Source organism: Amycolatopsis sp. 2-15 (assembly GCF_030285625.1).
GTDB classification, from domain to species: Bacteria; Actinomycetota; Actinomycetes; order Mycobacteriales; family Pseudonocardiaceae; genus Amycolatopsis; species Amycolatopsis carbonis.
Genome location: NZ_CP127294.1, coordinates 3,514,191 through 3,540,269 on the forward strand (window position 1 = coordinate 3,514,191; position 26,079 = coordinate 3,540,269).

Sequence of the window (26,079 nt, forward strand, 5' to 3'; positions counted from 1 at the left end):
GCCTTCCAGGCAGAACCGGGGGGACTCGGATGCGAGAACGATAGGTAGCGACCTGTCTGCTGTCAACAGTTTGCAGCCGACAGGTAGGACTCGGCGGGCGCTCGACGGCCACCGATGGGTGCCGGCGTCGTCAAAACGCATCGGATCCGTTGCCCTGGCCGGAAAACTGCCGCCCACGAACGGTCGACGGCGGCTCACCCCGGCGGCGGTGCCCCGGCCACCAGCGCCGGCGTTGACTGGCCGCATGCGGCCTTCGACGGCGTTCTTCGGCCTGCTCGTCCTCTTCCTGACCCAGCTCGTCTCGCCGGCCCAAGCGGCCGCCTGGTCACCAGGCCCGGCCCAGTACTCCGTGACCGAGACGAACGACGTGCCCGTCACGATGGCCGACGGCACCGTGATCAAGGCCGACGTCCTGCGGCCCGACGCGCGCGGTACGTTCCCCGTGCTGCTCGCGCAGACGCCGTACGGCCGTGCTGACCTGCACGAAGACCTGTCCTACTTCGTGCAGCGCGGCTACGTCGCGGTGATCTCCGACGTCCGCGGCACCGGCGGTTCGGGCGGGCAGTGGGTGCCGTTCGCGCCGATCGAACGGCAGGACGGCGCCGCCTTGGTCCGGTGGGCCGCGGCGCTGCCCGGCAGCGACGGCAACGTCGGGCTCAACGGCGGCTCGTACGTCGACATCAACCAACTGACCACCGCGGCTGCCGTCGGCCCTGGCTCCCCGCTGAAGGCGATCTTCCCCGTCGTCGCGGGCAACGATCTCTACCGCGACCTCGCCGCGATGGGTGGGCTGCCCAACGCCGAGTTCATGCCGCTGTGGGAGCTGCTCACCGGGCCGCGCACGGTCACCCAGCCCGTGCTCGACGCGCTGAACAGCGGCTCACCCGCCGCACTGCTGGCGGCGCTGGCCATCGAGCTGCAGCACCTCGGCGGGCTCGGCGCGGGCACGTTGCCCCTGCTCACGGGCGAGTTCACCTGCGGCGAGCAGGCGTTCGACGAGGACTACTGGCAGTCGCGCAACCCCGCCAACGTGCTGAGTGACGTCGTCGCGAACGGCATTCCCGCGTACCTCGTCGGCGGCTGGAACGACCTCTTCCAGCGCGGTGCCCTGATGAACTACGCGGCACTGCAGAACGCGTGGGCCGGCCGGCCCGTGACCGCGCCGATGGCCGCCGGACAGACGGCGACCAGCCGCTACCAGCTTTTGATGGGCCCCTGGTACCACGACCCGACCGGCGCGATCGACCTCCACCCGATCGAGCTGGCCTGGTACGACCATTGGCTCAAAGGTGTCGACACCGGGATCACCGACACCACGAAACCCTTGCACACCAACGTGTTCGGCACCGACAAGTGGGTCGACACCACGACGTACCCGTTCACCGGCCCATCATCGACCACGTACTATCTCGGCGACGGCCGCACTGGCACCGCACCGCGCTCGGCCAACGACGGCACGCTGACCACCAGCCCGCCCTCGGGCAGTGGCACCGACTGGATCACCTGGACTCCGACGTCGAGCACCTGCACGCGGTCCACCGCCCAGTGGCTGGGCGGGTTCCTGCCCAACCCCGCGTGCGACACCACGAACCTCGATCGCGAACACGGCCCCGGTTCGCTCGTCTACACGTCCGCGCCGCTGACACAGCCGAGCGTGCTCGCCGGGCCGATCACCGCGTCGATCTCCGCGCAGGCCAACACCCTGGACACGATGTGGGTGGTGACCGTGACCGACGTCGGCCCGGACGGTTCGTCCAAGCCGCTCACCGAAGGCGCGTTGATCGGTTCGCAACGCGAGACGGACTCGGCACGCAGCTGGTACAGCCCCGACGGGAAGCTGTTGATGCCTTACCACCCGTACACCCGTCAGTCGGAGAAGTGGGTGGTACCGAACGAAATCACGCGTTACGACGTGGAGGTGTTCCCCACGTTCGCGCAGCTCGCGGCCGGCCACCGCATCCGCGTTGTCCTGACGACGGCCGACACCCCGCACCTCACGCCGACGCTGACCCAGCTGCCCCGCCTGCTCGGCGGCATCTACCAGGTGAAGACGCCCGCGTCTTCGATCACGCTGCCGCTGGCACCGCTCTCGGCGTTCACCGGGTGACGCGCCAGCTCTCCACGATTTCGTCGACGTCCAACGGCTTCGCGCGCAGCGGCGGGCCTTCCTGCGGCCGGCGGTGGGTTTCGCGGATGCGCTCGTTGAGGTCTTCCACGATCTCGCGCACGCGCTTCTCGGTGCGCACCGACGCCAGTTTCGCCGGCAGGTCCTGGATTTCGCGCGGGATCGCGAGTGACGGCGGCAGGAACGAGCCCGTGTCCAGGTCGCCTTCGCGGGCGCGGCGCAGGGCCCAGTCCGTGGCGGCGTCGCGCCCGGTCGCGGGTGGCAGCGGCTTGCCTGCGCCGGGCAGGTCGTCGAACTCGCCGCGCGACTGGGCGGCGGAGATCAGGCGGTCGACCCACGAGCCGAAGGACACGCCGGGGGGTTTGCGCTCGGTCACTCGAACACCTCCGATCCCCACCCAGCGTAGCCGCGCCCGGGCGCTCGCGGATGGGTCGAAGGTCCCGAACCGGCAGGTAGGATCCCGGCAACCGATCAGCGCCGGGGCAGGGGGCAACGACGATGACCGTCGAGCAGAACCGCGACGACCGCGCCGCGGAGGCCGAGCAGATCGACCGCACGCTGGCGTTGCTGTGGCGCGAACGTGCCACGCCCGCCGCCGAACCCGCGCGCGGGCGCCGCCCGACGCTCACCGTCGGGCAGATCGTGGCCGCGGCCATCACGGTCGCCGACGCCGACGGGCTCGTGGCCACGTCGATGCACCGCGTCGCCAAGGAGCTCGGCGCCGGGACCATGACGCTCTACACCTACGTGCCCGGCAAGACCGAGCTCGTCGACCTGATGGTGGACGACGTGCTCGTCGAGCGTGGTCTGCCCGGCCCCGGGCAGCCCCGGACGGGTGACTGGCGCGCGCAGATCCGGCTCTACTCCGAGCGCACGCGCGAAGCCCACCGCCGCCACCCGTGGCTGCGCGAGATGTCGCGGGTGCGCCCGGCGCTCGGCCCGGGCCAGCTCGCCGGCCAGGAGTACGTGCTGTCCACCGTGGACGGTCTGGGGCTCGCGCCGCGCGAAACCGTGGCCGCCGCCAACAGCATCACGGCCTACGTCGACGCCAACGCGGCGCTCGAGGCCGAGAGCATCCACCTCGAACGCAGCACCGGCCAGTCGAACGACGCGTGGTGGGACCAGCGGTCTTCCTTCTGGGGCAAGTACTTCGACCTCACCGCGCACCCGGCGATGAACCGCGCGTGGCTCGGCGGCGGCTTCGACCAGGGCGCGGGCGAACAGGCGGCCGAGGCCTGGGACTTCGGCCTCGACCGGCTGCTCGACGGCATCGAGCTGCAGGTCAAGCGGTGCCGCGGGCCAGAGCCCGGGCGATGACGTTGCGCTGCACCTCGCTCGTGCCTTCGCCGATTTCGAGGATCTTCGCGTCGGCGTAGAACCGCGAGATCGTGGACTCGCGGATGAAGCCGTAGCCGCCGTGGATCTGCACGCTCTGGCTGGCCGCGCGGTTCGCGACCTCCGACGCGTACAGCTTCGCCATCGCCGCAGCGGTGCTGAACGGGCGGCCCTGGTCACCGAGCCACGCCGCGTTGTACACGAGCCAGCGCGCCGCCGCGATCTCCGTGGCCATGTCCGCGAGCTTGTGCCCCACGGCCTGGAACCGGGTGAGCGGCTGGCCGAACTGCTCGCGTTCGCCCGCGTGGCGCACCGCCAGGTCGAGGGCTTTCTGCGCCAGCGACAACGACAGCGCGGCCACGCTGATGCGCCCGCCGTCGAGGACTTCCAGGAACTGGCGCAGCCCGTTGCCTTCCTCGCCGATCAGGTGGTCGTCGGGCACCCAGCAGCCGGAGAACACCAGCTCGCGCGTGTCGAGCGCGTGCCAGCCGAGCTTCTTCAGCGGCTGGCCCTTGGTGTAGCCGGGGGTGCCTTCGGGGATGAAGAACGTGCCGTAGCGCTTGGCGCCGCTGTCGTTCTCGCCGGTCAGGGCCAGCACGGTGACGCCGAGGCTCATCTCGGTGCCGGCGTTGCTGATGAACATCTTCGTGCCGTCGAGCAGCCAGCCGCCGTCGGCACGTCGGGCGCGGGTGCGGATTCCCGCAGCGTCCGAGCCGGCCGTGGGTTCGGTGAGGCCGAACGCGCCGATCGCTTCTCCTGAGGCGAGCGGCCGCAGCCAGCGTTCCTTCTGCTCGTGAGTGCCGAACGTGGCGAGTGGAAGGCTGGCGATGGTCGAGTGCGCGTTCCACGCCGACGCGATCGACTGGTCGGCCGCGCCGAGCTCCTCCATCGCGGCCACATAGGACACGAAGCCGGCGTTGGCGCCGCCGTACTTCTCGTCCACGAGCATGCCCATGAGCCCGAGCTTGCCCAGGTCGTGGAACACCTCCGTGGGGAAGTGGCTGCGCTCCGACCAATCGGCGGCGTAGGGCGCGATCTCCTTCGCGGCGAAATCCCGGCAGAGCTGCTTCAGCGCGACGGTTTCCTCGGGCAGGTCGAAGTCCATCAGTGCTCCTCCGGCTTCAGCAGGATCTTGAGGTGGCTGCCGCGGTCGGCTTCGAGCTCGGCGAACGCGTCACGCCCGGCGGAGAGCGGCCGCACCCCGGTGAGCATCGGCGTCGCGTCGAGCCGGCCCGTGGCCATGAGGTCGAGCACGCGCGGGATGTCGAAGTTGTAGCCGAGGGAGCCCAGCACTGTGCGCTCGAACGGCACGATCTGCGTGATCGGCAGCGACGCGCTGGCGCCGCTGATCCCGCACAGCACCGCGCGCCCGCCCCGGCGCACGGTGTTCACGGCCAGCTCCACCAGCTCCGGACGGCCGGTCGCCTCCACCACCACGTCGGGCCCGACGCGGCCGGTGCGCAGGAAGACTTCGCGCCGCACGTCGGTCCTCGCCGGGTCGTACACCTCGGTCGCGCCGATCTCGGCGGCCTTGCGCGCGCGGTCGGGCACGGGCTCGCTCACGTAGAGGCCGGCCGCGCCCGCGAGCTTCGCGGCCAGCAGCGCGGCGATCCCGATCGGACCCGCGCCGAGCAGGAGCACGTGGTCACCCGGTTGGACGTTTGCCCGGCGGATGGCGTGCAGGCCGACCGCGAGCGGCTCGGCCAGGGCGGCGAGCTCGTCGGAGACGCCGTCGGGGATCGGCACGAGGCCCTCGACCGGCACGGTGACCTTCGACGCGAACCCGCCGTCGGCGGCGAGGCCGATCGAGCCGCCCTTGGCGCAGATGTGGTACTCGCCGTGAGTGCACCAGCGGCACACCCCGCAGCGCAGGCACGGGTCGACGGCCACACGCGTGCCGACGGTCACCCCGGGCACGTCCGAGCCGAGCGCCACGACCGTGCCGCTCATCTCGTGGCCGAGGGTGAACGGCGGTTCAAGACCGGTCAACGGGTGCGGCCCCGTGCGGATGAGGTTGGGGCCGTGCGCGAACTCGTGCAGGTCGGTGCCGCAGATCCCGCAGTACGACACGGCGATCACCGCTTGACCCGGCGCCGGTGCCGGCGGTTCCGGCACGTCGTCGAGGCGCAGCTCGCCCTTGGCGTGCCAGCGCAGCGCGTGCACGCGACCACCTCCGAACTGGAGTTGTTTTTTCGAACAGTCGGTACAAGAATCGTGGTTCCCGGCGCGATGTCAAGGGCCGGGGAGAAAACCGCTGAACGGCAAGGGCAGGAGCGTGATGACTTCCACCCGGGTGAGCGACCTGGCAACGGCATTCGACGGTGACCCGAGCGCATTGGCCGAGATGTACCGGCGGATGCGGCTGATCCGGCAGTTCGAGGACCGGGCGTCGAGGCTGTACCGGAACAACGAGATCCCCGGCTTCCTGCACCTGTCCATCGGGCAGGAAGCCTCGGCGGTCGGCGCGTGCCGGCCGCTGGACGACCGGGACGTGATCACGTCCACCCACCGCGGGCACGGCCACTGCATCGCGAAAGGACTCGACGTCGAGGGCATGTTCGCGGAGCTGATGGGCAAGGAGACCGGCACGTGCCGGGGCCGCGGCGGGTCGATGCACATCGCGGATCCGCGCAAGGGGATCTTCGGGGCCAACGGGATCGTCGCGGCCGGGCTGCCGATCGCCGTCGGCGCGGGCACGGCCGCACAGCTGCGTGCTCAGGGTGGTGTGGTGCTGGCGTTCTTCGGCGACGGCGCCGTGGCCCAGGGCATGTTCCACGAAGCGGCGAACCTCGCTTCGGTGTGGCGGCTTCCGGTCATCTTCTTCTGCGAGAACAACAAGTACGCCGAGTTCTCGCCGATCGCCACGCAGACGCGCGCGTCGCTCGCCGACCGCGCGCCGGGGTACGCGATGGACTACCACCACGTGGACGGCAACGACGTCGTCGCCGTCGCGTCGCTCGTCGACGGCTTGGTGTGTGAGCTCCGTGAGGGCGGCGGACCCGTGCTGGTCGAGGCCGACACGTACCGCTGGCACGGCCACTACGAGGGCGACCCGGAGAAGTACCGGGAGCCGGAGGAACTGGCGGAGTGGAAGGAACGCGACCCGCTGGTGCGGCTGGCCGCGCGGCTGCGTGAGCTGGGCACGGACGTCGCCCCGATCGATTCCGAGGTGGACGCCCGGATCGAGGCGGCGATCGAGGCCGCGCGCGCCGCGGACGAACCGTCGCCGGATACGCTGCACCACTACGTCGGCGTCCCGCGTGAACCGGTGCCCGAGCCCGCGGAGGCGACGGGCGAGGTCTTCCGCACGATGGACGCGATCCGCGGAGCGCTGGAGTACGAGCTGTCTCACGACGAGTCCGTGTTCGTGGCCGGCATCGACGTCGGTGCCGGCGGCAACGTCTTCGGCCTGACCAGGGGACTCGCCGACAAGTACCCCGGCCGCGTGCGCGACACGCCGATCTCGGAAAGCGCCATCATCGGCGCCGGCGTGGGCGCCGCGATGGCGGGCCTGCGGCCAGTGGTGGAGCTGATGTACTTCGACTTCGTCGGCGTGTGCCTGGACCAGCTCATGAACCAGGCCGCGAAGCTCCGTTTCATGACCGGCGGCGCCGTCAGCCTGCCCATGGTCGTGCGCACGCAGTTCGGGGCGGGGAAGTCGTCGGGGAGCCAGCATTCACAAAGCCTCGAAGCGCTGCTCGCCCACATTCCCGGCCTGACCGTGGTGATGCCGTCGACCCCGGCGGACACCTACGGCCTCTTGCGGGCCGCGATCCGCGATCCGAATCCGGTGGTGTTCGTGGAGAACCGGCTGATGTACGGGCGGAAGGGCCCGCAGCCGCCGCCCACGCACCTCGTTCCGCTGGGTCGCGCCGCCATCCGCCGGTCGGGCACGGACGTGACGCTGGTGTCGTACTCGAAGCTGGTGCACGACTGCGTTGACGTGGCTGCCGAGCTCGCGGCCGAGGGGATCAGCGTGGAAGTGATCGACCTGCGAACAATCGCACCGCTGGACACCGCCACGGTCCTGCAGTCTCTGGCCAAGACGGGCCGGCTCGTGGTGGCGCACCAGGCGGTCGGCGACTTCGGCGTGGGCGCCGAGCTGGCCGCCGTGGCCGCCCGCGAGGGCTTCTGGACGCTGGACGCACCCGTGATCCGCGTGGGCGCGCAGGGGACGCCGGCGCCGTACGCACCTTCGCTGGAACGGGTCTGGCTGCCGTCGAAGGAACGCATTGCCGCGGCGGTCCGCGAATCGGCCCGCGCGTGACTGCGCCTCGCCGCAAGCACCCCAATGTGGCGTTCGGTGCGTTCAACGCACCGAACGCCACATTGGGGTGCGGGGGTCAGGCCGGGACGCGCGCCCGGAACGCGGCCACGCGTTGCTCCAGGTCGGCCACGTCGTAGCCGGGGCTGCAGAACCCCGAGATCAACGTCGCGCAGTACTCCCGCGACAGGAACGCCGCGTCCCACGGGCCATCGGGGCGGGCCCACTGGTAGGTGTGGTTGTGCAGGTTCAGGAACTGCAGCATGGCCAGCCGCGGGTCCAGCCGCCGGAACGCGCCGGAGTCCATGGCGGCGCTCAGCAGATCGAGCACGATGCGCTCGAACTCACGGCGCTGGCGCAGCAGGCGGGCGCGGTTGGCGCCGCGCAGGTGGCGGTAGTCGTGTTCGTACACCCAGATGTGGTCGAGGCGCGCGAGGATGATGTCGAGCAGCGTCTCGGACAGCAGGCGCAGCCGCAGGACCGGGTCCTCGTCGAGGGTGGCGATGCGGCGGGCGGCGGTGAGCAGCGGGCGCAGCACGCGGTCCTGGATCTCGACCAGGAGGTTCTCCTTGGAGCCGATGTAGTAGTACAGCGCGCCCTTCGCGAGGCCCGCGACCTGACCGATCTCGGCGATCCCGGTGGCGGCGTAGCCCTGCTTGGCGAACAGCGCGGCGGCCTGGTCGATGATCTCCTGGCGCTTGACCTCGTAGCCGGGGCCGTGTCCCGGTGGTCTCGGCATGTTTCCCCTCCGCTGCTGGCAGACACACCACTCTAGGCGTCGCGATCGAATGTGGCCTTGCCCGGTCCGTCGCGCAGGAACGACGCCATGCCGGTGTCACGGTCGCGCGTGGCGAACAGGCCGGCGATGAGCGAGCGCTCCAGGGCCAGGCCCGCGGCGATCGAGGAATCCAGCCCGTGGTCCACGGCTTCTTTCACCGCCTGGATGGCGAACCGGGGCCCGGCCGCGAGAACCTGCGCGTACTCCAGAGCCGCGGCAAGCGGATCCGGCGCGACCCGGTCCACGAGCCCGAGGGAGAGCGCTTCCGGAGCCCGCACGCGCCGTCCGGTCATCAGCAGTTCCTTCGCCCGGGACGGGCCGATCAAGCGCGCCAGCCGTTGCGTGCCGCCGGAACCCGGGATGATACCGAGCAGTACCTCGGGTTGTCCCAGTACCGCGGTTGCCGAAGCGACGCGGTAATCGGCCGTGAGCGCGAGCTCCATGCCGCCGCCGAGTGCGTAACCGTTGATGGCCGCGACAACCGGCATCGGGAGTTCGGCGAACCGCGTGAACGCCTTCTGCAGCGCGCGGTTCCAGCCGAGCACCTCCTCGAACGAGAACCCCGCGAGCTGCTTGATGTCCGCGCCCGCCGCGAACACCTTCTCCCCGCCGTACAGCACCACCGCGTGGACGTCGTCGGAGTCCGCCAAGCGCGCCGCGGTGTCGGCCAGCGCGTGGCGCATCTCGGTGTCGAAGGCGTTGAGGGGCGGGTGGTCCAGGCGGACCGTCGCGACCCGGCCGGTGGTTTCGACGTGTAGCCGTTCCGTCATCACTGAAGCTCCTCACCTCACCCGGTCCGGGCTTGTCAGGCCGCGATCAGGGTCCTACAGTGCTTCCCATCACGGTTTCTTAGACCGATTGGTACACGAAACTCGGCAGCGGCACAACACACCGGAGTGATGGCCCATGGGCGCAGTCGAATCATCCGTCCCCGAAGGACTTTCGGTACCCCGCGAAGAGGTCACCGACGCCGATCTGCAGGCGCTCGGCGTGAACCTCGAGCGGGATTTCCCCGGTTCCACCGCAGCGGACTTCCGCCGCTACCCGGTGCTCTCGGAAGGCGGTTGGTTCACCGTCGTCAAGCACCAGAAAACGCTCGAATCGGTGAGCCGCGAAACCGGCCCGCTGCTCGGCCCCATCGTCCTCACCTCCGACGGCCTCGACGTCAACTGACCACGAATCACCGAAAGGCGGGTAGTTCCATGATCGGAGTAGACGTCGGCGGCACGTTCACGGACGTGGTGGCGATCGCCGATGGCGAGATCAAAACCGTCAAGGTCGCCACGGACGTGCGCACGACCGAACGCGGTGTGCTGCGCGGTGCCGAAGAGGTCGGCGTGAGCACGTCCGCGGTCTTCAACCACGCCAGCACCCACGGCCTCAACGCGATCATCACGCGGCGGCTGCCGAAGATCGCTTTCCTGACCACGCTGGGACACCGGGACATCCTCGACATCGGCCGCACCTGGCGCCCGGTCGAAGGCCTGACGAACCCCGCGTGGCGCCGCTCCTACGGCGACGCGAACCGGCCGCTCGTGCCCCGGTACCTCCGGCGCGGCATCCGCGAGCGGCTCACCGCCGACGGCGGCATCCTGATCCAGCTCGACGAGGACCACGCCCGCGAAGAACTCGCGGTGCTGCGCAAATGCGGCGTCGAAGGTGTGGCCATCTGCCTCATCAACGCCTACGTGAACAACCATCACGAAGAGCGCCTGCGTCAGCTCGTGCACGAGGAGCTCGGCGACATCCCGGTGTCGATCTCAAGCGAGGTCTCCCCGCTCGCCAAGGAGTTCGCGCGTGCGTCGACCACGGTCGTCGACGTCTTCATGCGGCTGACGTACGACGCGTACACCAAGCGCCTCGACTCCGGCCTGCGCGACCTCGGCTTCACCGGCGACCTCAACTTCGCCGACTGCGCCGCGCAGCTCGTGCGCTCCGACGTCGCGATGGAGCACCCGTTCCGCATCGTGTTCGCCGGTCCCGCGGCGGGAACCGTGTCCAGCGCCCACTTCGGCGGTCTGATCGGCGCCGGAAACCTGTTGTGCGCGGACGTCGGCGGCACCTCGTGCGACATCAGCATGGTCAGTGACGGCAAGCCGTTCGTGAACACGACGTTCGAGCTCGAACACGACCTGATCGTGAACGCACTGTCCAACGAGGTCTCCAGCATCGGCGCCGGCGGCGGCAGCCTCGTCACGATCAACCCGGCCGGTGAGCTCAAGGTCGGCCCGGGCAGCGCGGGCGCCGACCCCGGCCCCGCGTGCTACGGCCTCGGCGGCCAGCAGCCGACGACCACCGACACCTGCCTGCTGATGGGCATCATCGACCCCGACGGGTTCGCCGGCGGCCGCATGAAGCTCGACCCGGACCTGTCCCGGCAAGCCTTCGAAGCGCTCGACTCGAAGCTGTCGTTCGAGCAGCGCGTGAGCTACGCGTTCAACATCGGCGTGAACAACATCGCCGAGGGCGTCGTGAACATCGCCATCCAGCACGGTGTCGACCCGCGCGACTACAGCCTCGTCGCGTACGGCGCCGCCGGCCCGATGCTGCTGCCGGCGGTGCTCGACCTCGTGCACGCGGCCGAAGTCATCGTGCCGCCGCACCCGGGCCTGTTCTCCGCGCTGGGTCTCGTCAGCTCCGACCTCGTCTACGCCGACAGCCGCAGTGCCTACACGCTGCTCACCTCGGAAGCGGCCGAGCAGGTCGACAAGGTCTACCACTCCATGGAAGAGCGGCTGCGCGAACGCCTGCAGGAGAAGGACCGCGACAACATCGAGTTCGTCCGCAGCTTCGACGGCCGCCTCGCCGGCCAGACGTGGGAGACGCCGTTCATCGGCGTGCCCGCGGGCACGATCGACGCGGACGCTGTCGCGACGATGGTCGCGAACTTCCACGAGGCCTACGCCGAGCGCTCGGGCAACAAGTTCGAGGCGCTGCCCGTGCAGGGCGTGACCTACCGCGTCCAGGCCGTCGCGAAGGCCGACAAGGTCGAGTACCCGAAGATCCCGGAGCGCGCCGCGGGCGAGACCCTGCAGCCCACGCGCACGCTGAAGATCCGCTACCTCACCGACGACGTCCTCGACGCCGGCGAGTACCAGCGCGCCGACCTCCGCGTCGGCGACCAGGTTCCCGGCCCCGCGGTCGTCCGCGAACCGCTGTCCACCACGTTCCTCGTCCCGGGTCAGGTCGCGACCGTCGGGACCTACGGCGAGCTGCGCATCCGGAAGGCGTGAACCATGACCTCTCTGAAGGACCTCGACGACGCCCAGTTCGCCGAGCTGTACGGCTCCGACCGCTTCACCGCGTCGGTCCTGTCGAGCCGCATGCGCTACATCGTGCAGCACATGTGCACCGGCCTGCTCAACAACGCGTTCTCGCTCATCCTGCGTGACTGGTACGACTTCGCGGCGACGATCTCCGGCCCGCCGGAGCAGAACTACCCGATGTCCTCGGTGAGCAACAGCCTCGCGATGTTCCTCGGAACCATGTCCGAGGCCGTGCGCAACACCATCGAGGAGTACGGCCCGGAGAACCTCGAGCCGGGTGACGTGATCATCTGCAACGACCCGTACCGCGCGGGCAATCACGTGAACGACATCTGCTTCATCCGCCCGGTGTTCCACGAGGGCAAGCTGATCTCCCTCGTCACACTGCGCGCGCACCAGCTCGACATGGGCGGCGTGGTTCCGGCGGGCTTCTCCGGCACGAAGCACAACGTGTATGAGAACGGCCTCGTGATCGCGCCGATGCAGCTGTACAAGAACGACAAGCCGGTGAAGTCGGCGTTCAACCTGATCTTCGACAACGCCCGCTTCTGCGCGCTGCTGCTGCCGGACATCAAAACGATCTACCAGAACCTGCTGCTCGGCGAGAAGCTGATCCTGGAGAGCGTGGAGCGCTACGGCGCCGAGGCGTACCTCGGGGCGATCCGCTACTCCACCGACGTGTCGGCCGAGTCCATGAGCAACGCGCTGGCGGAGCTGCCCGACGGGGTGTACGAGGCCGAGGAAGGCATCGACTGCGACGGCGTCGACGACACCGTCGAATACAAGATCCGGCTGAAGATCACCAAGGCCGCCGACCGGATGGAACTCGATTTCTCGGGCACCTCGCCGCAGGCGCGCACGTCGATCAACGCCGGCATCCTCGACACGAAGACCGCCGTCGGCGTCGCGCTGAAGTTCCTCATCGACCCGGCCACGCCGTTCACCTCGGGCGCCTACCGGCCGATCGACATCGTGCTGCCGGCCGGCACGTTCATCAGCGCCACCCCGCCCGACGGCGCGGTGTTCCTGTACTGGGAAAGCACGGGACCGGTGCTGCTCGCGGTGTTCCGTGCGCTGGAGAAGGCGCTGGGCCGCAAGGCCGTCGGCGGTGACTACGGCTCGCTGAACATCCACAACGCCAACGGTGTGCTCGCCGACGGAACCCCATGGGTCACCACTGCCCAGTGCGGCGGCGAGCACGGGCCGTGGGGCGCGACGGAAGCGGGCGACGCGGACAGCTACTCCGTGGTCTACCAGGCCAACAACCTGGACCCGGCCACGGAAGCCATCGAGTCCGAGCTGCCGGCCGTGGTGCTGCGCAAGGAGTACGCGCCGGACAGCGGCGGCGCGGGCGACAACCGTGGTGGTGCGGCCGTGCTCAAGGACACGCTGTACCTGACGGACGCGGAACACTGGTCGAGCCCGTTGCACACCAAGACCGCGAGCGGTGTCGGGGTCTACGGCGGCGAGGCCGGCGCGCTCGGCGCGACCTGGGTGTTCCACCCGGACTACAAGAACGTCACCAAGGACAAGGACCTCATCGGTACCGAACCCGAGGTCTACGCGGGCGCCACGCCGGTCGCCGGGATGCTCGACCCGAAGACCAAGACCGTGGATCCGGACGGCGAGTACTTCTACTTCGCCAGCACGCCGGTGTGGCACACCAAGCCCAACGCGGTGTTCCGCTACCTCACCAACGGTGGTGGGGGCTGGGGTTCGCCGCTGCAGCGTGACCCCGAACGCGTGCGCCGCGACGTGCGCGACGAGTACGTGACCATCGAGGGCGCGTACCGCGACTACGGCGTGGTGATCTCCGGCGACCCGCACGGTGACCCGGAGAACCTGAAGATCGACCAGGAAGCCACCGCCAAGCGCCGCGCCGAGCTGGCCGCGAAGTAGGGGAGGAACCGTTGTCCGAGAACGGGACTGACGTCGACCGGCAGAACAAGCTGCGGGAGACCTTTCTCGCCGAGCGCGGGTACTGGAACACGTTCTGGGAAGGGCTGCTGAGCCTGGACCCGGACTTCTTCGAGGCGTACCTGAACTTTTCGGCCGTGCCGTGGCGCAAGGGGGTGCTGGAGCCGAAGGTCAAGGAGCTGATCTACACCGCGATCGACGCGTCCACCACGCACCTCTACGAGCCCGGGCTGCGCCAGCACATCCGCAACGCCCTCGGGTACGGGGCCACCAAGGAGGAGATCATGGAGGTGCTGGAGCTCACGAGCGTGCTCGGAATCCACACCTGCACCCTCGGGGTTCCCGTGCTGATGGAGGAACTGGCGGCGCACGAGCAGAAGTCGGCGTGAGCCACGGAGTACTCGACCCGCGCGGCCCGGCGACCCTGGCCGGGGCGCGCGCGGTCGTGACCGGCGCGGCGCGCGGGATCGGCAGCCGGATCGCGGTGGAGCTCGCACTTGCCGGGGCCCACGTCACGGTGCTCGACGCCCGGGATCCCGCCGAGACCGTCGCCGAGATCACCGAGGCCGGCGGTTCCGCCGCCGGACTGGTGGTCGATGTCACCGACCGCACCGCCGCCGCCTCGGCCATGGCCGAGGCGGCGGGGCCGGGCCGACGGCTTGACGCGCTGGTGACGTGCGCGGCGATCTACGGCGAGACGATGCGGCTCGACGAGGTCTCGGAGTCCGAAGTGGACGCGGTGCTCGGGGTGAACGTCAAGGGCACACTGTGGTGCATCGGCGGCGCACTGCCGTTCCTGCGTGGCCACAACGCGCGCGTCGTGTGCATCGGTTCCGTGGCGGGCAAGGTCGGCGGCGTGCTCGCCGGCCCGCACTACGTGGCCAGCAAGGGTGCCGTTCACGCCGTGGTGAAGTGGCTCGCGAAAACCGAGGCCCGCAACGGGATCGTCGCCAACGCCGTGGCGCCGGGCGTGGTGGACACGGACATGATCGTGGGCAAGGGGTATTCCGACGACTACAACCCGCTCGGCCGGCTGGCGCGGCCCGAAGAGATCGCGCGCGTGGCGGCCTTCCTGGCCTCGCCTGCGGCGAGCTACATGACGGGTGCGGTAGTCGACGTCAACGGGGGTTACGCGATGGGCTGAGTGCCCCGCGGAAGGAGATCCACTGTGGACAAGACAGGCTTCGCGGTCGTCACCGGGGCGGGCTCCGGGATCGGCCGCGCCTGCGCGCTGCGCCTCGCCGAGGACGGCCGGCCGCTCGTGCTGCTCGACTCCGACGGCGCGGCGGCCGAGCGCACGGCGAAGGAACTTCCCGTGGCCGCGGCCGCGTTCGCGGTCGACGTCACCGACGAGGAGGCCGTGGCCGACGCGGTGCGCCAGGCCGTCGACCGGTTCGGCCCGCCGAAGGTGCTGGTGAACGCGGCGGGAATCATCATCCGCAAGAAGCTGCTTGAGTCCAGCGTGGACGAGTGGCGGCGGGTGCTCGACGTGAACCTCACCGGGTACTTCATCCTGCTCAAGCAGGTGATTCCGGCGATGGCGGCGGGTGGTGGCGGCTCGATCGTGCAGATCGCGTCGATCGCCGGGCACACCGGATATGGCTTTTCGTCGTACACGGCGGCGAAAGGTGGGGTGCTGGCGCTGACGAAGCAGCTGGCCGCCGAGCTGGCCGCCGACGGGATCCGCATCAACTCCGTGAGTCCCGGCGTCGTCCACAGCGGACTGAACCGCGACACGCTGGGCAACGAGAACATCCGCGCGGCCACGGTGGCCAACACGCCGCTGGGCCGCATCGGCGAGCCGGACGACATCGCGCGCGTGGTGGCGTTCCTGGCGGGGCCGGGCGCGGACTACGTCACGGGCACCGACCTGGTCGCCGACGGCGGCATGATCAGCACCATCCACTGGGGATCGGCCGGAGGCGAGCTGCACAGCTTCCACGCACAGGAGCGCTGATGTCGAACTTCGCCACGATCCTCGACCACAACACCGGTCGATACCCGGACAAAGTCGTGCTCAGCCAGGGTTCGCGGTCTTTGACGAACCGTGAGCTGCTCGCCCGCGTCGACGCGCTGGCGTCCGGGCTCGCGGAGCTGGGCATCGGCCGCGGTGACGTCGTCGGGCTGCTGCTGTACAACCACCTCGAGTTCCTGGAGGCGGTTTTCGCGGTGAACCGGATCGGGGCGGCGTTCCTTCCGCTCAACTACCGGCTCTCACCCGAGGAATGGCGCTACATCCTCGAACACTCGGGTGCGGTGGCGTTGCTGACGGAGCCGGAGTTCCAGTCCGCTGTGGACGCTCTGCCGTTGCCCGGTCTGAAGCAGCGGCTGCTGCTCGGCGGCAGTGTTTCGGGCTGGACGTCGTACGAGGACCTGGTGGACACGAACTTCGGCCGTGCGGTGACGCCGGCGTCGGTCGGCGCCGACGACCTGCAGCGGCTGATGTACACGTCCGGCACGACCTCGCGGCCGAAGGGTGTGCAGATCACGCACGGGAACCTGGCGTGGAAGAACCTCGGCCACCTCGTCGAGTTCGGCATCACCGCCCAGGACGTGACGTTGGTGTGCGGGCCGCTGTACCACGTCGGCGGGTTCGACCTGCCCGGCGTCGGCACGCTGCACGCGGGCGGTTCGCTGATCGTGCTGCGGAAGTTCGACGCGGCCGAGGTCGTGGACACGATCGAACGCGAACGGCCGACCAACATCTGGCTGGCGCCCTCGATGATGAACGCGATCCTGCAGCTGCCCGGCATCCTGGAGCGCGACACGTCGTCGATCCGGTTCATCATCGGCGGCGGGGAGAAGATGCCGGTGCCGTTGGTGGAGAAGATCCTCGCCGCGTTCCCGAAAGCGTGGTTCTCCGACGCGTACGGGCTCACCGAAACCGTGTCGGGCGACACCTTCAACGACCCGGGGCACATGCTGGCCAAGGTCGGTTCGGTCGGGCGGCCGGTGGTGCACCTGGAAGTCCGGATCGTCGACGAGGCCGGGGCGCCGCTGCCCACCGGCGAGTTGGGTGAGATCGCGTTGCGCGGGCCCAAGGTGAGCATCGGGTACTGGCGCGACGAGGCCGCGACGGCCAAGGCGTTCCGCGACGGCTGGTTCCACACCGGCGACGTCGGACGGCTCGACGAGGACGGCTATCTGTATGTCGAGGACCGCAAGAAGGACATGATCGTGTCCGGCGGCGAGAACATCGCGACGCCGGAGGTGGAGCGCGTGCTCTACGAGCACCCGGACGTCGTCGAGGCGGCGGTGGTCGGCATGGGCCATCCACGGTGGGGTGAGGTGCCGCAGGCATTCGTAGTGCTGCGCCCGGGTGCGGCGCGCGACCGGGACGCGCTGGTGGCGTTCTGCCGGGAGCGGCTGGCGAAGTTCAAGGTGCCGGCGGACCTGGTGTTTCTCGACGAGCTGCCGCGGACGCCGTCGGGCAAGGTGCTGAAAAGGAATCTGCGCGGATGAACGAGTTCGACCTGACGGGAAAGGTCGCCTGGGTGACGGGCGCCGGCAAGGGCCTGGGCCGGGCGATCGCGGTCGCCTTGGCCTCGGCCGGAGCGACGCTGGCCGTAACCTCGCGGACCGAGGACGACCTCACGTCGTTGGCGGCGGAGGTCGGCGGGGCTCTGGTGCTGCCGGGTTCGGTTTCAGATCCGTCCTTTGCGGACAGTGCCGTTTCCCGGATCGTCTCCGACCACGGGCGCTTGGACGTGTGCGTGACCGCGGCCGGGATCAGCCCGACCTTCCGGCGCAGCGAGCAGGGTAGTGACGACGTCTGGGCACATGTGCTGGACGTGAACCTGTCAGGCACGTACTACTGCGCCCGCGCCGCCGGGCGGCAGATGCTCACGCAGGGTGCGGGGTCGATCATCACGGTGTCGTCGGTGCACGCGCGCACCGGTTTCGACCGCATCGCCGCCTACGCCGCGAGCAAGGGTGGTGTCGAGGCGCTGTCGCGGGTGCTCGCCGTGGAGTGGGCGCCGAAGGGTGTGCGTGTGAACGTGCTGGCGCCGGGCTACTTCCACACCGATCTGTCCGAGGGCCTCGTCGCCAGCAAGTGGGGCGAGCGGATCCTGGCGAACATTCCGCAGAACCGCGTGGCGTCGCCGCCGGAACTCGGTGGTGCGGCGGTGTATCTGGCGTCGGACGCGTCTTCATACACGACCGGCTCGACGCTCACTGTGGACGGTGGCTGGACGGCGTAAGAGCCGGCTCCGGGGCGAGCACGAAGTCTTCGCGGCGGAAAACGCCTTCGCGGAAGAACGTCCGGCGTGCGGTGGGTTGCCGGCCGGGCGCGGTCACCACGAGGTCCACGAACTGCTCAGGCAGTCCGCCGACGGCGAAGGCACCCTCGGCGTCGGCGGTGGTCCGCACGAGCTGCCGGCCTTTTCCGTCGGTGACGGTGAGGATCGCGCCGCCGACGCGCTCGCCGGTGGTGGAGCGCACGGTGCCGATCAGCATGGGCACGAGCTCGCCGAAGCGGTGGCCGTGGGTCGGGAGGGCCGTGGGCCGCGGCATCTCGAGCACGGGATCTTCCACCGGCGGCTGGGTTTCCGTAGTGGACTGCCGGCGAACCCGCAGCGCGTGACCCGCGTTCAGGGCGATACCGAGCGCGAGCCAGGCACACAGCACCAGGACGTGTCCTGCGACGCCGGTGCCGTGGAAGTAGAAGACGCCGCGCAGTGCGTCGTTAAGATTGCCCATCGGCAGGATCGGGTGCAGGGCGCGGAACAGCGCGGGCTGCATCTGCGGCGGGATGATGCCGCCGCTGGACGCGGAGCTGAAGATGACGAACAGCGTGACCGCGACGCCGGGGAAGAACTGCTTGAAGATCGGCACGAGGCCTTGGGAGACCAGGGAAACCACGAGGCTCGCCAGGAACGCGAGCGGGATCGCGACCGGGTCGCCCGGGATCACGTCCATGGCGTGGGCGATGAGGAAGCCCGCCACCGACAGGAACGCCGCCCAGCCGACGAACGTGAGCATCCGCGCGCGGCGGCTGAGCCCGACCGCGCGCAGCAGCATCATGACGATGAAGTAGCTCGGCAGGCTCCACGCGGTCAGCAGGTAGAACAGTCCATTGCCCAGCGGGTCGCCGGCGACGGTCGGCGCGAGGTCGACGACGGTGAGCTTCCCGTTGGCCAGGGGTGTGAACGTCTGGGTGAGCAGTGACTGGAGGGTGAAGCCGTTGGCTTTGGCGACGTAGAGCACGGGGTGTGTTGAGTCCGGTGCGAAGGCCCCGCTGGTGGTGCGGTCGAGCACGGCTTCGCGGGCCGCTTGCGCGTCGGGCACGGCGACCACGTGGAACCCATCGGGGCTCACTTTGTCGAGCTGGCTTTGCACGCGGATCGCGGCCGCCGGGTCGGCGACGGCCACCGGCACCTCGTGCGGCTGCGGCCGGTGGAAGGCGGCGAGATAAACCACGGCAAAACCGAGAAAAAGGACAACGGGGAACCAAAGGTTCTCGGCGAGGGTGCGGGTGATCGAGGGCTTGGCCAGTTCTTCCGCCATGGCCGTCACATTATCTTGCAGTACTGCAAAAGTGCAGTAGTGTAAGAAAGGTGACAAAGGCGGGACTTCGCGAGCGCAAGAAGGAAGCAACACGACAGGCGATCCGCGCGGCGGCCGTCGCGCTCTACCGCTCGCGCGGGCCGCACGAGGTGACGGTCGACCAGATCTGCGCCAAGGCCGGCGTGTCGGCGCGCACGTTCTTCAACTACTTCGACAGCAAGGAAGCCGCGGTCTTCTCGCTGGCGCTCACCCCCGACGGCGTCCGCTCGGGCGTTGCCGCGCGGCCCGCGTCGGAACGTCCACTCGCGACCTTGCGCGCGGTCTTCACCGAGCGCTTCACGGAGGCTTCCGCCGACCCCACCTTCGGCGAGCGGGCTCTGATGCTGCGCGAATATCCCGAACTGTGGGGGCGGCTCGCCCACGTCAACAAGCTCGTCGAGGAGGCCGCCCTCGAGTCGATCGCGGCGCGGACCGGCCTCGCGGTGGACGACCTCTACGTGCGGCTCACGGTGGAGGCCGCGTTCGCGGCGAACCGGGCGGCGTTCAAGTGCTGGTATCCGGGGAGTGACCCGGATCTGGTGGTGTTGCTGAACCAGGCGATGGATGCGCTCGACTCGGGCCTCGAGCCGCCGGCTTGATCAGCTGGTGCGGAGGGCTCCGGCGGGTTTCTCCGGCGCGGCGCGTTGTTGCGAACCGGCCGGCGTTCTGGGCCGCGCTGTTGGATCAAGCCGTGGGGCGCCTTTGCACCGCAGGTCGATTCCCGCCGGCGCGTGGGCAGCGATCCGAGGTTGGTTGCAATGCTGCACCGGAGCCAGGGTTTGCGCCGCCGAGTTGATCAGTGGACGTCGAACGTGGTGCCCGTCAGCTTTTCGGACAGACTCCACAGCCGGGCCGCGCGGTCGGGGTCCCGGTCGACCTTGACGGCCGTCTTCGGCACGGGGCGGCCGACGCCGCCGCGGGCGGGGCCGTAGAACTGGCCCCCGGTGGCTTCCGGGTCGACGGCGGCGCGGACGGCGGGCCAGGCGCCGCGGTCCTTGCCCTGGGTGATGGGCGCGAACAGGCGCATCAGGGGCTGCGGGTCGGTGATGCCGTCGCGGCGCGGGCTGGCGCTGCCGAGGCTGAAGCCGGGGTGGGCGACTACGCACGTGACCTTCGAGCCGGCCGCGCGCAGCCGGCGGTCGAGTTCGAAACCGAAGGACTGCACGGCGTGCTTGGACTGGGCGTAGGCGCGGAACTCGGAGTACTTGCGTTCGGTCTGCAGGTCGTCGAGGTCGAACGGCTGCAGCCGGGTGATCAGGCTGCCCATCGGCACGACGCGGGCGCCGGACGCCGTGAGCACCGGCATCGCGAGCGCGGTGAGGGCGAAGTGGCCGAGGTGGTTGGTGCCGACCGCGAGCTCGAATCCCTGTCGGGTCGTCCGGCGTTTGCGGCCGGGGGAGGTGGAGCCGGCGTTTTCGACCAGCCCGTCGACGCGCCCGAGCCGGTTGAGCGAGTCGGCGGCCTCCGCGACGGACTCGAGGTCGGCCAGGTCCAGGCGGATCGTGCTGATTTCGGCGTGGGGGTGGTGGTTCTTGATCGCGTCGGCCGCGGTCGTCAGCCGGGCCGGGGTGCGCCCGAGGATCACGACGTGCGCGCCGGCGCCGGCGAGCTGCTCGGAGATGAAGTAGCCGATCCCCGCGTTCCCGCCCGTCACGGCATAGGTGCGACCGGACAGATCGGGCAGCGCTTGGGGGTTCCAGGACACGTTCGCTCCTCGGGCTCGGACCGCGTGCAGCTTAGCCGGGGTGTCCCGGTTGATCGGGTTCGAGAGGTGCATGGCCGGGCTTGGTACGGGCGCGGATGCCGGGAACTCCCGGTGCCAGGCATCCGATCGCCCGTCTGTGCGGCGCCGGGATCGCCGCCGCGCCGAACGATACTCGGCCGCGGCGGCTGCCGCGTGGCTTCAGCCGAGGAGCTTCGCGATCGTCTCGGTGATCGGTGTCGTCGGGCGGCCGAGCAGCTTCGCCAGCTCGCCGGGGGTGCCGGCGAGGCGGCCGCGGGAGATGGCGTCGTCGACATCGACGAGGATCGTTGCCATGAACGCCGGGACGCCGGCGCCGGTGAGGATCGCTTCGTACTCCGCGCCGGGGACAGTGGTATGGACCACCGCGTGGCCGCCGAGGCGAGCGAGCTCCGCGGCGAACTCGCCGTAGGTCCACGTGTTGTCGCCGCTGAGCTCGTAGGCGAGGCCCAGGTGGCCGTCGGTGCGCAGGACCGCGGCGGCGGCCGCGGCGTAGTCCGCGCGTGGCGCGGTGGCGATGCGCCCGTCGGCGGGGACGCTGTTCACGACGGCACCGCGGGAGAGCGAGCCGGCGACGTCGGGGACCGCCATTTCGGAGTACCAGTTGTTGCGCAGGAACGTGTACGGCAGCCCCGAGTCGAGGATGCGCTGCTCGGTCGCGCGGTGGTCGTCGGCGAGGGTGAAGTCGGCTTCCGGGCCGCCGAAGACCCCCGTGTACGCGAGTTGTGCGACGTCGGCAGCCTTTGCGGCCTCGATCACGGCGGTGTGCTGGCCGACGCGCTTGCCCTGCTCCGTGCCGGACACCAGCAGTACGCGGTCCCCGGCGGCGAACGCCCCGGCCAGCGTCTCCGGCCGGTCGTAGTCGCCGACGTGCACGCGCACACCCAGGTCGGCCGCCTTCTCCGCCCTGCGCGCCACGGCCGTGATCTCACCCGCGGGCACGCCGGCCGAGAGGAGGTCGGTGACGACCTGCCGGCCCAGCAGTCCGGTGGCGCCGGTGATGACGATGCTCATGTTCTTCCTTCGGGTCGGTGGAACTTCCACGCTCACCGTAGGACTGTTACTTTCTATCGGAAAGTACCCACTTCAGAGTAAGGTACTGGTGTTCGAGTAATGAGGAGGATGGCATGACCGAAGCACTGCCCGAGGCGCCCAACGTCAACCGCGCGACCTGCCCGTCGCGCATCGTGCTGGAGCACGTGACGAGCCGCTGGGGCATCCTCGTGCTCGCCGCGCTGCTCGAACGCTCGTACCGCTTCAGCGAGCTTCGCCGCGAAATCGGCGGCGTGAGTGAAAAAATGCTCGCGCAGACCCTGCAAACCCTCGAACGCGACGGCTTCCTCAACCGCGACGCCAAGCCCGTCATCCCGCCCCGCGTCGACTACTCGCTCACCCCGATGGGCCGCGAGGCCGCCGAACAGGTCTGGGGCCTGGCCCACTGGGTCGAACGCCGGCTCCCGGCGGTCGAGGAAGCCCGCGACGCCTACGACGAGGCTCGCGCTTCCTGACGCGTGGGTGGCACGGCCCGCCACTCACGGCCCGGGAATCAGCTGGTCGGCGTGGTGCTCGTCGTCTCCGGGGGTGGGGTGGTGTCCGAGACCGTGGAGGTGGACGAGTCCGTGCTGGACGACGACGTGGTGGTGGTCGGCGTGGTGGTGCTCGGCGGCGTCGAGTCGGCCGGTGGGGTCGAGCTCCCCGAGGGCGGGGTCGAGCTGTCCGAAGGTGGGGTCGAGCTGTCCGAGGGCGGGGTCGAGCTGTCGGACGGCGGCGTGTCGCTGGAGTCCGACGGGGTGGTGCTGGGGTCCGTCGGAGTCGTGGTGGGCGAGCTCGGCGTCGTCGACGGCGGGAGCTGCGTGGGGGAGCCCGGCGGCGTGACGACCGGGGGCGGCGGCGGGGCCGGGTCGCCCAGGGGGCTGCCGGCGGCGGCCGCGATGGCGTCCGGGCCCGGGGGCGCGCCGATGGGGACCTGGCTGTCCGGCAGTTGCGACACACCGCCGCGGTAGGCCGCCGCGTAGGCCATGACCGTGTCCACATAGGACTGCGAGTTGTTGTAGCGGCGCACGGCCACGCGCTGCGTCGCGTCGCTGGAGAGGTCCAGGCCGCCGGAGCACAGGTAGCGTGCCGTGGCGAGGGTTTCGTCGTAGATGTTGTTCGGGTTGGACACGCCGTCGCCATTGCCGTCGGAGGCGTAGCCCGCCCAGGTCGACGGGATGAACTGCGTGGCGCCCACGGCGCGGTCCCACGCCGCGTTGCCGTCGAACCGGCCGCCGTCGGTGTCGCGGATGGCGGCGAACGGGCCGGAACCGTCGAGCACCGGGCCGAGGATCGGTTCGAGCGTGTTGCCCTGCGCGTCGACGTAACCGCCGCGCGCGTGGTTGGACTCGATGCGGCCGATGGCCGCGAGGAGCTGCCAGTCGAGGTGGCAGCCGGGCTGCTCGCGGGACATGATGTCGGCCGCGTTCTGGTACGCCTTCAGCATGCTGCCCGGAATCCCCAGTGGACCGGACGGCGTGGCCGAACCCGTGCTCACGTGGAAGCCCGGCACGGTCAGCGGCAACGGAGTCGGCGGCTGCGGCAGGCTGCCGTCCACGGCGACCGGCGGGAGCACGATGTTCGGCGGGACCCACGGCACGGCCAGCGGCGGCAGCGAGGTGCCTGAGGCTGTCGGGGCCGGGGCGGCGAGCGGAGCAGGAAGACCCGACGCGGCCACCGTCGGCAGCACCACGAGCGCGCCACCGGCGAGGGCGGCTGCCGCCTTGCCGCGGACAGACCTCCGGCGTGGCCGGTGTTTCCCCATCGTCGCTCCCCGTATCGCTTGCGAACCCTCTCTTCCGTCAAGCTAGCCGAAGACGGCCGCCTTTTGTGAGGGCCTGTGCCAAATCTGCCGAGACGGCGAGGTTTCGTCCATCCACAATAAATCCGTAGTTGGCCGACCAGACATTTTCACCGGGGCTTAACAGGAGTTGCGGACCGGTTTTCCAACGACTGCCCCGAATGGAGTAATCGGGCGAAGCACCGGGCCAGTGGATCACTTCCGTACTCGCCGAATGCCGGGATCGGTTCGTAGCCTTCCCGCTGGTAGAAGTGGATCGCGTCCGGCTGGCGGACGCCGGTTTCCAGCAGCAGCCGAGTGATGCCGTGCGAGCCGGCCTCCGCTTCGAGCGCCCGTAACAACGCCGTCGAAACGCCGGTTCCGCGCGAGGCCGGCACGACGTACATCCGTTTGATCTCCGCCACGCCCGGCCCCAGGAACCGCAGGCCACCACAGCCGACCGCGATGCCTTCGGACCATGCGATGACAAAAACAGCCATACTTTCGGCGGTTGGCACCGGCCCGGCTTCGTGATCGCTGGTCGCGTACCGGGTGTCCAATTCGGCCCGTTGTGCCGCGCGCAGCGCCACCGCCTCCGGCGCGTCCCACTCGGAACGCAGAATCTCGACCACCCGTACCCCCAGGTTTTCAAGAGCGGTTTTCGGAACAGCTGTTACCGTAACCGATGTTACGGAACGGAGCCTCGCATGCCAAGACAGCGTGACGTCGGCGCCCAGCGCGAACTGCTCTCCGGCGCGGTGTGGCAGGTGCTGGCCGGCGACGGGTTGCCAGGCCTCACCGTGCGCGCCGTCGCCGAACGCGCGGGCTGCACCACGGGCCTGGTCATGCACGCGTTCCCGACCAAGCGGGCCCTGCTCCTGCACGCGCGCGACCTGCTGCACCAGCGCACCGCCGAACGCGCCGACGCCACCGAAGCCGCCGGCGGCGCACCCACCACGGTGCTGCGTGACGTCCTCTGCCACGCCGCCACCCTCACCGAAGAAGCCGCCGACGAGGCACGCGTCTGGGTCGGCTTCCTCGCCGCCGCCCTGGCCGACCCCGAGCTGGCCGCCCGTCACCGCGCGCACAACCGCTCGTTCGTCACCCGCGTGACGCGGCTCGTCGGCGCCTGCCGCCCCCGCTGGGCCCACCCACGCCGCGAACGGACCGCGAAACGCCTCATCGCCCTGGTCGAAGGCCTCACCGCCCTCACCGCGGCCGACCCCGCCACCTACCCACCGCCCGTCCACCGCGACGCGATCGCCGCCGCGCTGCGCGAGCTCGAGAACTGATCAAGCCGCCGGTCCGAACCGCCGCCGGTACTCCGACGGGCTCAGCCCTGTGTGCCGTCGCAGCTGGGCGCGCAGGTTGGCCGCCGTTCCGAACCCGCAGTCGGTGGCGACGCGGTCGAGCCGCAGTTCGCCGCGTTCGAGCAATCGGCAGGCGAGGCTCACGCGTTCCGTCGTCAGCCAGGCCAGCGGCGTCGTGCCGAGCTCGCTGCGGAACCTGCGGTGCAGCGTGGCCTGGCTGGTCGCCGCGCGCGCGGCCAGGTCGGCGACGGTCAGCGCGCGGTCGAGGTTGCCGCGGGCCCACTCCAGTACCGGTGCGAGCGAGGCGTCCGGCACCACGGGCACCGGCCGTTCCACGAACTGCTGTTGCCCGCCGTCGCGGTGGCCGGGGAAGACCAGCCGGCGGCTCACGGCGTTGGCGATCTCGGCGCCGTGGTCGCGCTGGATCACGTACAGGCCCAGGTCCATCGCCGCCGCGCTGCCCGCGGCCGTGAGGACCGTGCCCTCGTCGACGAACAGGACGTCGGACTCCAGCCGCACGGCGGGGTGGCGTTCGGTGAACTCGGCAGCCCATCGCCAGTGCGTCGTCGCGCGCAGCCCGTCCAGCACGCCTGCCTCGGCAAGTGTGAACGCGCCGGTGCAGAAACTAATCAGCCGTGCCCCGCGCGCGTGCGCCCGCCGGATCGCCGACAGCACCGAGGCGTCCGCCGGCACCTGCGGGTCCGGCCGGTTCGGCACGATCACCGTGTCCGCCTCGTCGACCGCGTCGAGCCCCGCGACGCCCGAGAGCGTGAACATCCCCAGGTGTATGCCCACGTGCTCGCGCGCCGAGGCCAGCGTGAACTGGTACCACTCCCGCCCGAGCTCCGGGCGGCGCAGGCCGAACAGCTCCGTCGCGACGCCCATCTCGAACGGGTTCGAGCCGTCGTCCACGACCATCACCACGCGGTGCGAGGATCCTTGCGACATATGCTATTCCTAGCACTCCCGGTGGCCGGGCGACAG

25 protein-coding genes are annotated in these 26,079 nt (G+C 70.1%); 14 read left to right on the top strand and 11 right to left on the bottom strand.

Features of this window, described 5'->3' with window-relative positions:
* The first annotated feature begins 244 nt into the window (after positions 1-244).
* A complete protein-coding gene (locus QRX50_RS17295; RefSeq protein ID WP_285972961.1) occupies positions 245-2,107 on the top strand; it encodes a CocE/NonD family hydrolase in 1,863 nt (620 codons plus the stop codon).
* Here QRX50_RS17295 and QRX50_RS17300 read toward each other — a convergent pair.
* A complete protein-coding gene (locus QRX50_RS17300) occupies positions 2,097-2,501 on the bottom strand; it encodes a DnaJ family domain-containing protein (RefSeq protein ID WP_285972962.1) in 405 nt (134 codons plus the stop codon). The genes QRX50_RS17295 and QRX50_RS17300 overlap by 11 nt on opposite strands.
* A gap of 122 nt (positions 2,502-2,623) precedes the next feature.
* Between QRX50_RS17300 and QRX50_RS17305 the strand changes: the two genes are divergently transcribed.
* Complete coding sequence (locus tag QRX50_RS17305) at positions 2,624-3,442, top strand: TetR/AcrR family transcriptional regulator (RefSeq protein WP_285972963.1); 819 nt, start codon at positions 2,624-2,626, stop codon at positions 3,440-3,442.
* Here QRX50_RS17305 and QRX50_RS17310 read toward each other — a convergent pair.
* Positions 3,408-4,565, bottom strand: a complete 1,158-nt coding sequence (locus QRX50_RS17310; protein WP_285972964.1) for an acyl-CoA dehydrogenase family protein — start codon at positions 4,563-4,565, stop codon at positions 3,408-3,410. The two genes, QRX50_RS17305 and QRX50_RS17310, sit on opposite strands and share 35 nt — an antisense overlap.
* A complete protein-coding gene (locus QRX50_RS17315) occupies positions 4,565-5,623 on the bottom strand; it encodes an alcohol dehydrogenase catalytic domain-containing protein (protein WP_285972965.1) in 1,059 nt (352 codons plus the stop codon). The genes QRX50_RS17310 and QRX50_RS17315 overlap by 1 nt, the downstream gene beginning before the upstream one ends.
* 115 nt (positions 5,624-5,738) lie before the next feature.
* Here QRX50_RS17315 and QRX50_RS17320 point away from each other — a divergent pair, with 115 nt between their 5' ends.
* The gene (locus QRX50_RS17320) at positions 5,739-7,727 is read left to right on the top strand and encodes an alpha-ketoacid dehydrogenase subunit alpha/beta (RefSeq protein ID WP_285972966.1); all 1,989 of its coding nucleotides are present in this window, start codon (positions 5,739-5,741) and stop codon (positions 7,725-7,727) included.
* A gap of 76 nt (positions 7,728-7,803) precedes the next feature.
* On the opposite strand, the gene QRX50_RS17325 is transcribed toward QRX50_RS17320, so the two are convergent.
* Both QRX50_RS17325 and QRX50_RS17330 read right to left on the bottom strand, forming a co-directional pair.
* Complete coding sequence (locus QRX50_RS17325; protein ID WP_285972967.1) at positions 7,804-8,463, bottom strand: TetR/AcrR family transcriptional regulator; 660 nt, start codon at positions 8,461-8,463, stop codon at positions 7,804-7,806.
* Between the two features lie 32 nt (positions 8,464-8,495).
* Entirely contained in the window at positions 8,496-9,272 is a 777-nt protein-coding gene (locus QRX50_RS17330; protein ID WP_285972968.1) for an enoyl-CoA hydratase/isomerase family protein, read from the bottom strand.
* Positions 9,273-9,408: 136 nt separating this feature from the next.
* On the opposite strand from QRX50_RS17330, the gene QRX50_RS17335 reads away from it, so the two are divergent.
* From QRX50_RS17335 to QRX50_RS17370, 8 genes are read left to right on the top strand one after another with little or no spacing between them, the layout of a single operon-like run.
* A complete protein-coding gene (locus tag QRX50_RS17335) occupies positions 9,409-9,675 on the top strand; it encodes a hypothetical protein (RefSeq protein ID WP_285972969.1) in 267 nt (88 codons plus the stop codon).
* A 29-nt stretch (positions 9,676-9,704) separates the two neighbouring features.
* Positions 9,705-11,735 carry a hydantoinase/oxoprolinase family protein gene (locus QRX50_RS17340; RefSeq protein WP_285972970.1) on the top strand — a complete coding sequence of 677 codons (2,031 nt, stop codon included), beginning with the start codon at positions 9,705-9,707 and terminating at the stop codon, positions 11,733-11,735.
* A 3-nt stretch (positions 11,736-11,738) separates the two neighbouring features.
* A complete protein-coding gene (locus tag QRX50_RS17345; RefSeq protein ID WP_285972971.1) occupies positions 11,739-13,667 on the top strand; it encodes a hydantoinase B/oxoprolinase family protein in 1,929 nt (642 codons plus the stop codon).
* An 11-nt stretch (positions 13,668-13,678) separates the two neighbouring features.
* Complete coding sequence (locus QRX50_RS17350) at positions 13,679-14,074, top strand: carboxymuconolactone decarboxylase family protein (RefSeq protein ID WP_220243675.1); 396 nt, start codon at positions 13,679-13,681, stop codon at positions 14,072-14,074.
* On the top strand, positions 14,071-14,829 hold the full coding sequence (locus QRX50_RS17355) for an SDR family NAD(P)-dependent oxidoreductase (RefSeq protein ID WP_285972972.1): 759 nt from the start codon (positions 14,071-14,073) through the stop codon (positions 14,827-14,829). The genes QRX50_RS17350 and QRX50_RS17355 overlap by 4 nt, the downstream gene beginning before the upstream one ends.
* Positions 14,830-14,853: 24 nt before the next feature.
* Positions 14,854-15,642, top strand: coding sequence for an SDR family NAD(P)-dependent oxidoreductase (locus QRX50_RS17360; RefSeq protein WP_285972973.1), 789 nt, complete (start codon positions 14,854-14,856; stop codon positions 15,640-15,642).
* On the top strand, positions 15,642-17,147 hold the full coding sequence (locus tag QRX50_RS17365; RefSeq protein WP_285972974.1) for an acyl-CoA synthetase: 1,506 nt from the start codon (positions 15,642-15,644) through the stop codon (positions 17,145-17,147). The genes QRX50_RS17360 and QRX50_RS17365 overlap by 1 nt, the downstream gene beginning before the upstream one ends.
* Positions 17,144-17,887, top strand: a complete 744-nt coding sequence (locus QRX50_RS17370) for an SDR family NAD(P)-dependent oxidoreductase (RefSeq protein WP_285972975.1) — start codon at positions 17,144-17,146, stop codon at positions 17,885-17,887. The genes QRX50_RS17365 and QRX50_RS17370 overlap by 4 nt, the downstream gene beginning before the upstream one ends.
* Here the strand turns inward: QRX50_RS17370 and QRX50_RS17375 are convergent.
* Positions 17,859-19,193: a carboxypeptidase regulatory-like domain-containing protein gene (locus QRX50_RS17375; RefSeq protein WP_285972976.1), complete on the bottom strand. Its 1,335-nt coding sequence runs from the start codon at positions 19,191-19,193 to the stop codon at positions 17,859-17,861. The genes QRX50_RS17370 and QRX50_RS17375 overlap by 29 nt on opposite strands.
* 50 nt (positions 19,194-19,243) lie before the next feature.
* Here QRX50_RS17375 and QRX50_RS17380 point away from each other — a divergent pair, with 50 nt between their 5' ends.
* The gene (locus QRX50_RS17380; RefSeq protein WP_285972977.1) at positions 19,244-19,831 is read left to right on the top strand and encodes a TetR/AcrR family transcriptional regulator; all 588 of its coding nucleotides are present in this window, start codon (positions 19,244-19,246) and stop codon (positions 19,829-19,831) included.
* A 197-nt stretch (positions 19,832-20,028) separates the two neighbouring features.
* Here QRX50_RS17380 and QRX50_RS17385 read toward each other — a convergent pair whose 3' ends face one another.
* Positions 20,029-20,937, bottom strand: a complete 909-nt coding sequence (locus QRX50_RS17385; RefSeq protein ID WP_285972978.1) for an SDR family NAD(P)-dependent oxidoreductase — start codon at positions 20,935-20,937, stop codon at positions 20,029-20,031.
* 198 nt (positions 20,938-21,135) lie between these two features.
* Entirely contained in the window at positions 21,136-21,987 is an 852-nt protein-coding gene (locus QRX50_RS17390; RefSeq protein ID WP_285972979.1) for an NAD(P)H-binding protein, read from the bottom strand.
* 113 nt (positions 21,988-22,100) lie between these two features.
* On the opposite strand from QRX50_RS17390, the gene QRX50_RS17395 reads away from it, so the two are divergent.
* Positions 22,101-22,481: a winged helix-turn-helix transcriptional regulator gene (locus tag QRX50_RS17395; RefSeq protein WP_285972980.1), complete on the top strand. Its 381-nt coding sequence runs from the start codon at positions 22,101-22,103 to the stop codon at positions 22,479-22,481.
* Positions 22,482-22,519: 38 nt separating this feature from the next.
* Here QRX50_RS17395 and QRX50_RS17400 read toward each other — a convergent pair whose 3' ends face one another.
* Both QRX50_RS17400 and QRX50_RS17405 read right to left on the bottom strand, forming a co-directional pair.
* Positions 22,520-23,770 (bottom strand): lytic transglycosylase domain-containing protein, encoded by a 1,251-nt coding sequence (locus tag QRX50_RS17400; protein ID WP_285972981.1) that lies wholly within the window; start codon positions 23,768-23,770, stop codon positions 22,520-22,522.
* A 146-nt stretch (positions 23,771-23,916) separates the two neighbouring features.
* Complete coding sequence (locus QRX50_RS17405) at positions 23,917-24,417, bottom strand: GNAT family N-acetyltransferase (protein WP_285972982.1); 501 nt, start codon at positions 24,415-24,417, stop codon at positions 23,917-23,919.
* A 75-nt stretch (positions 24,418-24,492) separates the two neighbouring features.
* Here QRX50_RS17405 and QRX50_RS17410 point away from each other — a divergent pair, with 75 nt between their 5' ends.
* Positions 24,493-25,077, top strand: coding sequence for a TetR/AcrR family transcriptional regulator (locus tag QRX50_RS17410; RefSeq protein ID WP_285972983.1), 585 nt, complete (start codon positions 24,493-24,495; stop codon positions 25,075-25,077).
* Here QRX50_RS17410 and QRX50_RS17415 read toward each other — a convergent pair whose 3' ends face one another.
* The gene (locus tag QRX50_RS17415; RefSeq protein ID WP_285972984.1) at positions 25,078-26,043 is read right to left on the bottom strand and encodes a helix-turn-helix domain-containing protein; all 966 of its coding nucleotides are present in this window, start codon (positions 26,041-26,043) and stop codon (positions 25,078-25,080) included.
* Positions 26,044-26,079: the final 36 nt, after the last annotated feature.

Coding starts and splice junctions, on each gene's coding strand:
- QRX50_RS17295 (WP_285972961.1), top strand. CDS start 245: ATGCGGCCTTCGACGGCGTTCTTCGGCCTGCTCGTCCTCTTCCTGACC.
- QRX50_RS17305 (WP_285972963.1), top strand. CDS start 2,624: ATGACCGTCGAGCAGAACCGCGACGACCGCGCCGCGGAGGCCGAGCAG.
- QRX50_RS17310 (WP_285972964.1), bottom strand. CDS start 4,565: ATGGACTTCGACCTGCCCGAGGAAACCGTCGCGCTGAAGCAGCTCTGC.
- QRX50_RS17320 (WP_285972966.1), top strand. CDS start 5,739: ATGACTTCCACCCGGGTGAGCGACCTGGCAACGGCATTCGACGGTGAC.
- QRX50_RS17325 (WP_285972967.1), bottom strand. CDS start 8,463: ATGCCGAGACCACCGGGACACGGCCCCGGCTACGAGGTCAAGCGCCAG.
- QRX50_RS17330 (WP_285972968.1), bottom strand. CDS start 9,272: ATGACGGAACGGCTACACGTCGAAACCACCGGCCGGGTCGCGACGGTC.
- QRX50_RS17335 (WP_285972969.1), top strand. CDS start 9,409: ATGGGCGCAGTCGAATCATCCGTCCCCGAAGGACTTTCGGTACCCCGC.
- QRX50_RS17340 (WP_285972970.1), top strand. CDS start 9,705: ATGATCGGAGTAGACGTCGGCGGCACGTTCACGGACGTGGTGGCGATC.
- QRX50_RS17345 (WP_285972971.1), top strand. CDS start 11,739: ATGACCTCTCTGAAGGACCTCGACGACGCCCAGTTCGCCGAGCTGTAC.
- QRX50_RS17365 (WP_285972974.1), top strand. CDS start 15,642: ATGTCGAACTTCGCCACGATCCTCGACCACAACACCGGTCGATACCCG.
- QRX50_RS17370 (WP_285972975.1), top strand. CDS start 17,144: ATGAACGAGTTCGACCTGACGGGAAAGGTCGCCTGGGTGACGGGCGCC.
- QRX50_RS17375 (WP_285972976.1), bottom strand. CDS start 19,193: ATGGCGGAAGAACTGGCCAAGCCCTCGATCACCCGCACCCTCGCCGAG.
- QRX50_RS17390 (WP_285972979.1), bottom strand. CDS start 21,987: ATGAGCATCGTCATCACCGGCGCCACCGGACTGCTGGGCCGGCAGGTC.
- QRX50_RS17395 (WP_285972980.1), top strand. CDS start 22,101: ATGACCGAAGCACTGCCCGAGGCGCCCAACGTCAACCGCGCGACCTGC.
- QRX50_RS17400 (WP_285972981.1), bottom strand. CDS start 23,770: ATGGGGAAACACCGGCCACGCCGGAGGTCTGTCCGCGGCAAGGCGGCA.
- QRX50_RS17410 (WP_285972983.1), top strand. CDS start 24,493: ATGCCAAGACAGCGTGACGTCGGCGCCCAGCGCGAACTGCTCTCCGGC.
- QRX50_RS17415 (WP_285972984.1), bottom strand. CDS start 26,043: ATGTCGCAAGGATCCTCGCACCGCGTGGTGATGGTCGTGGACGACGGC.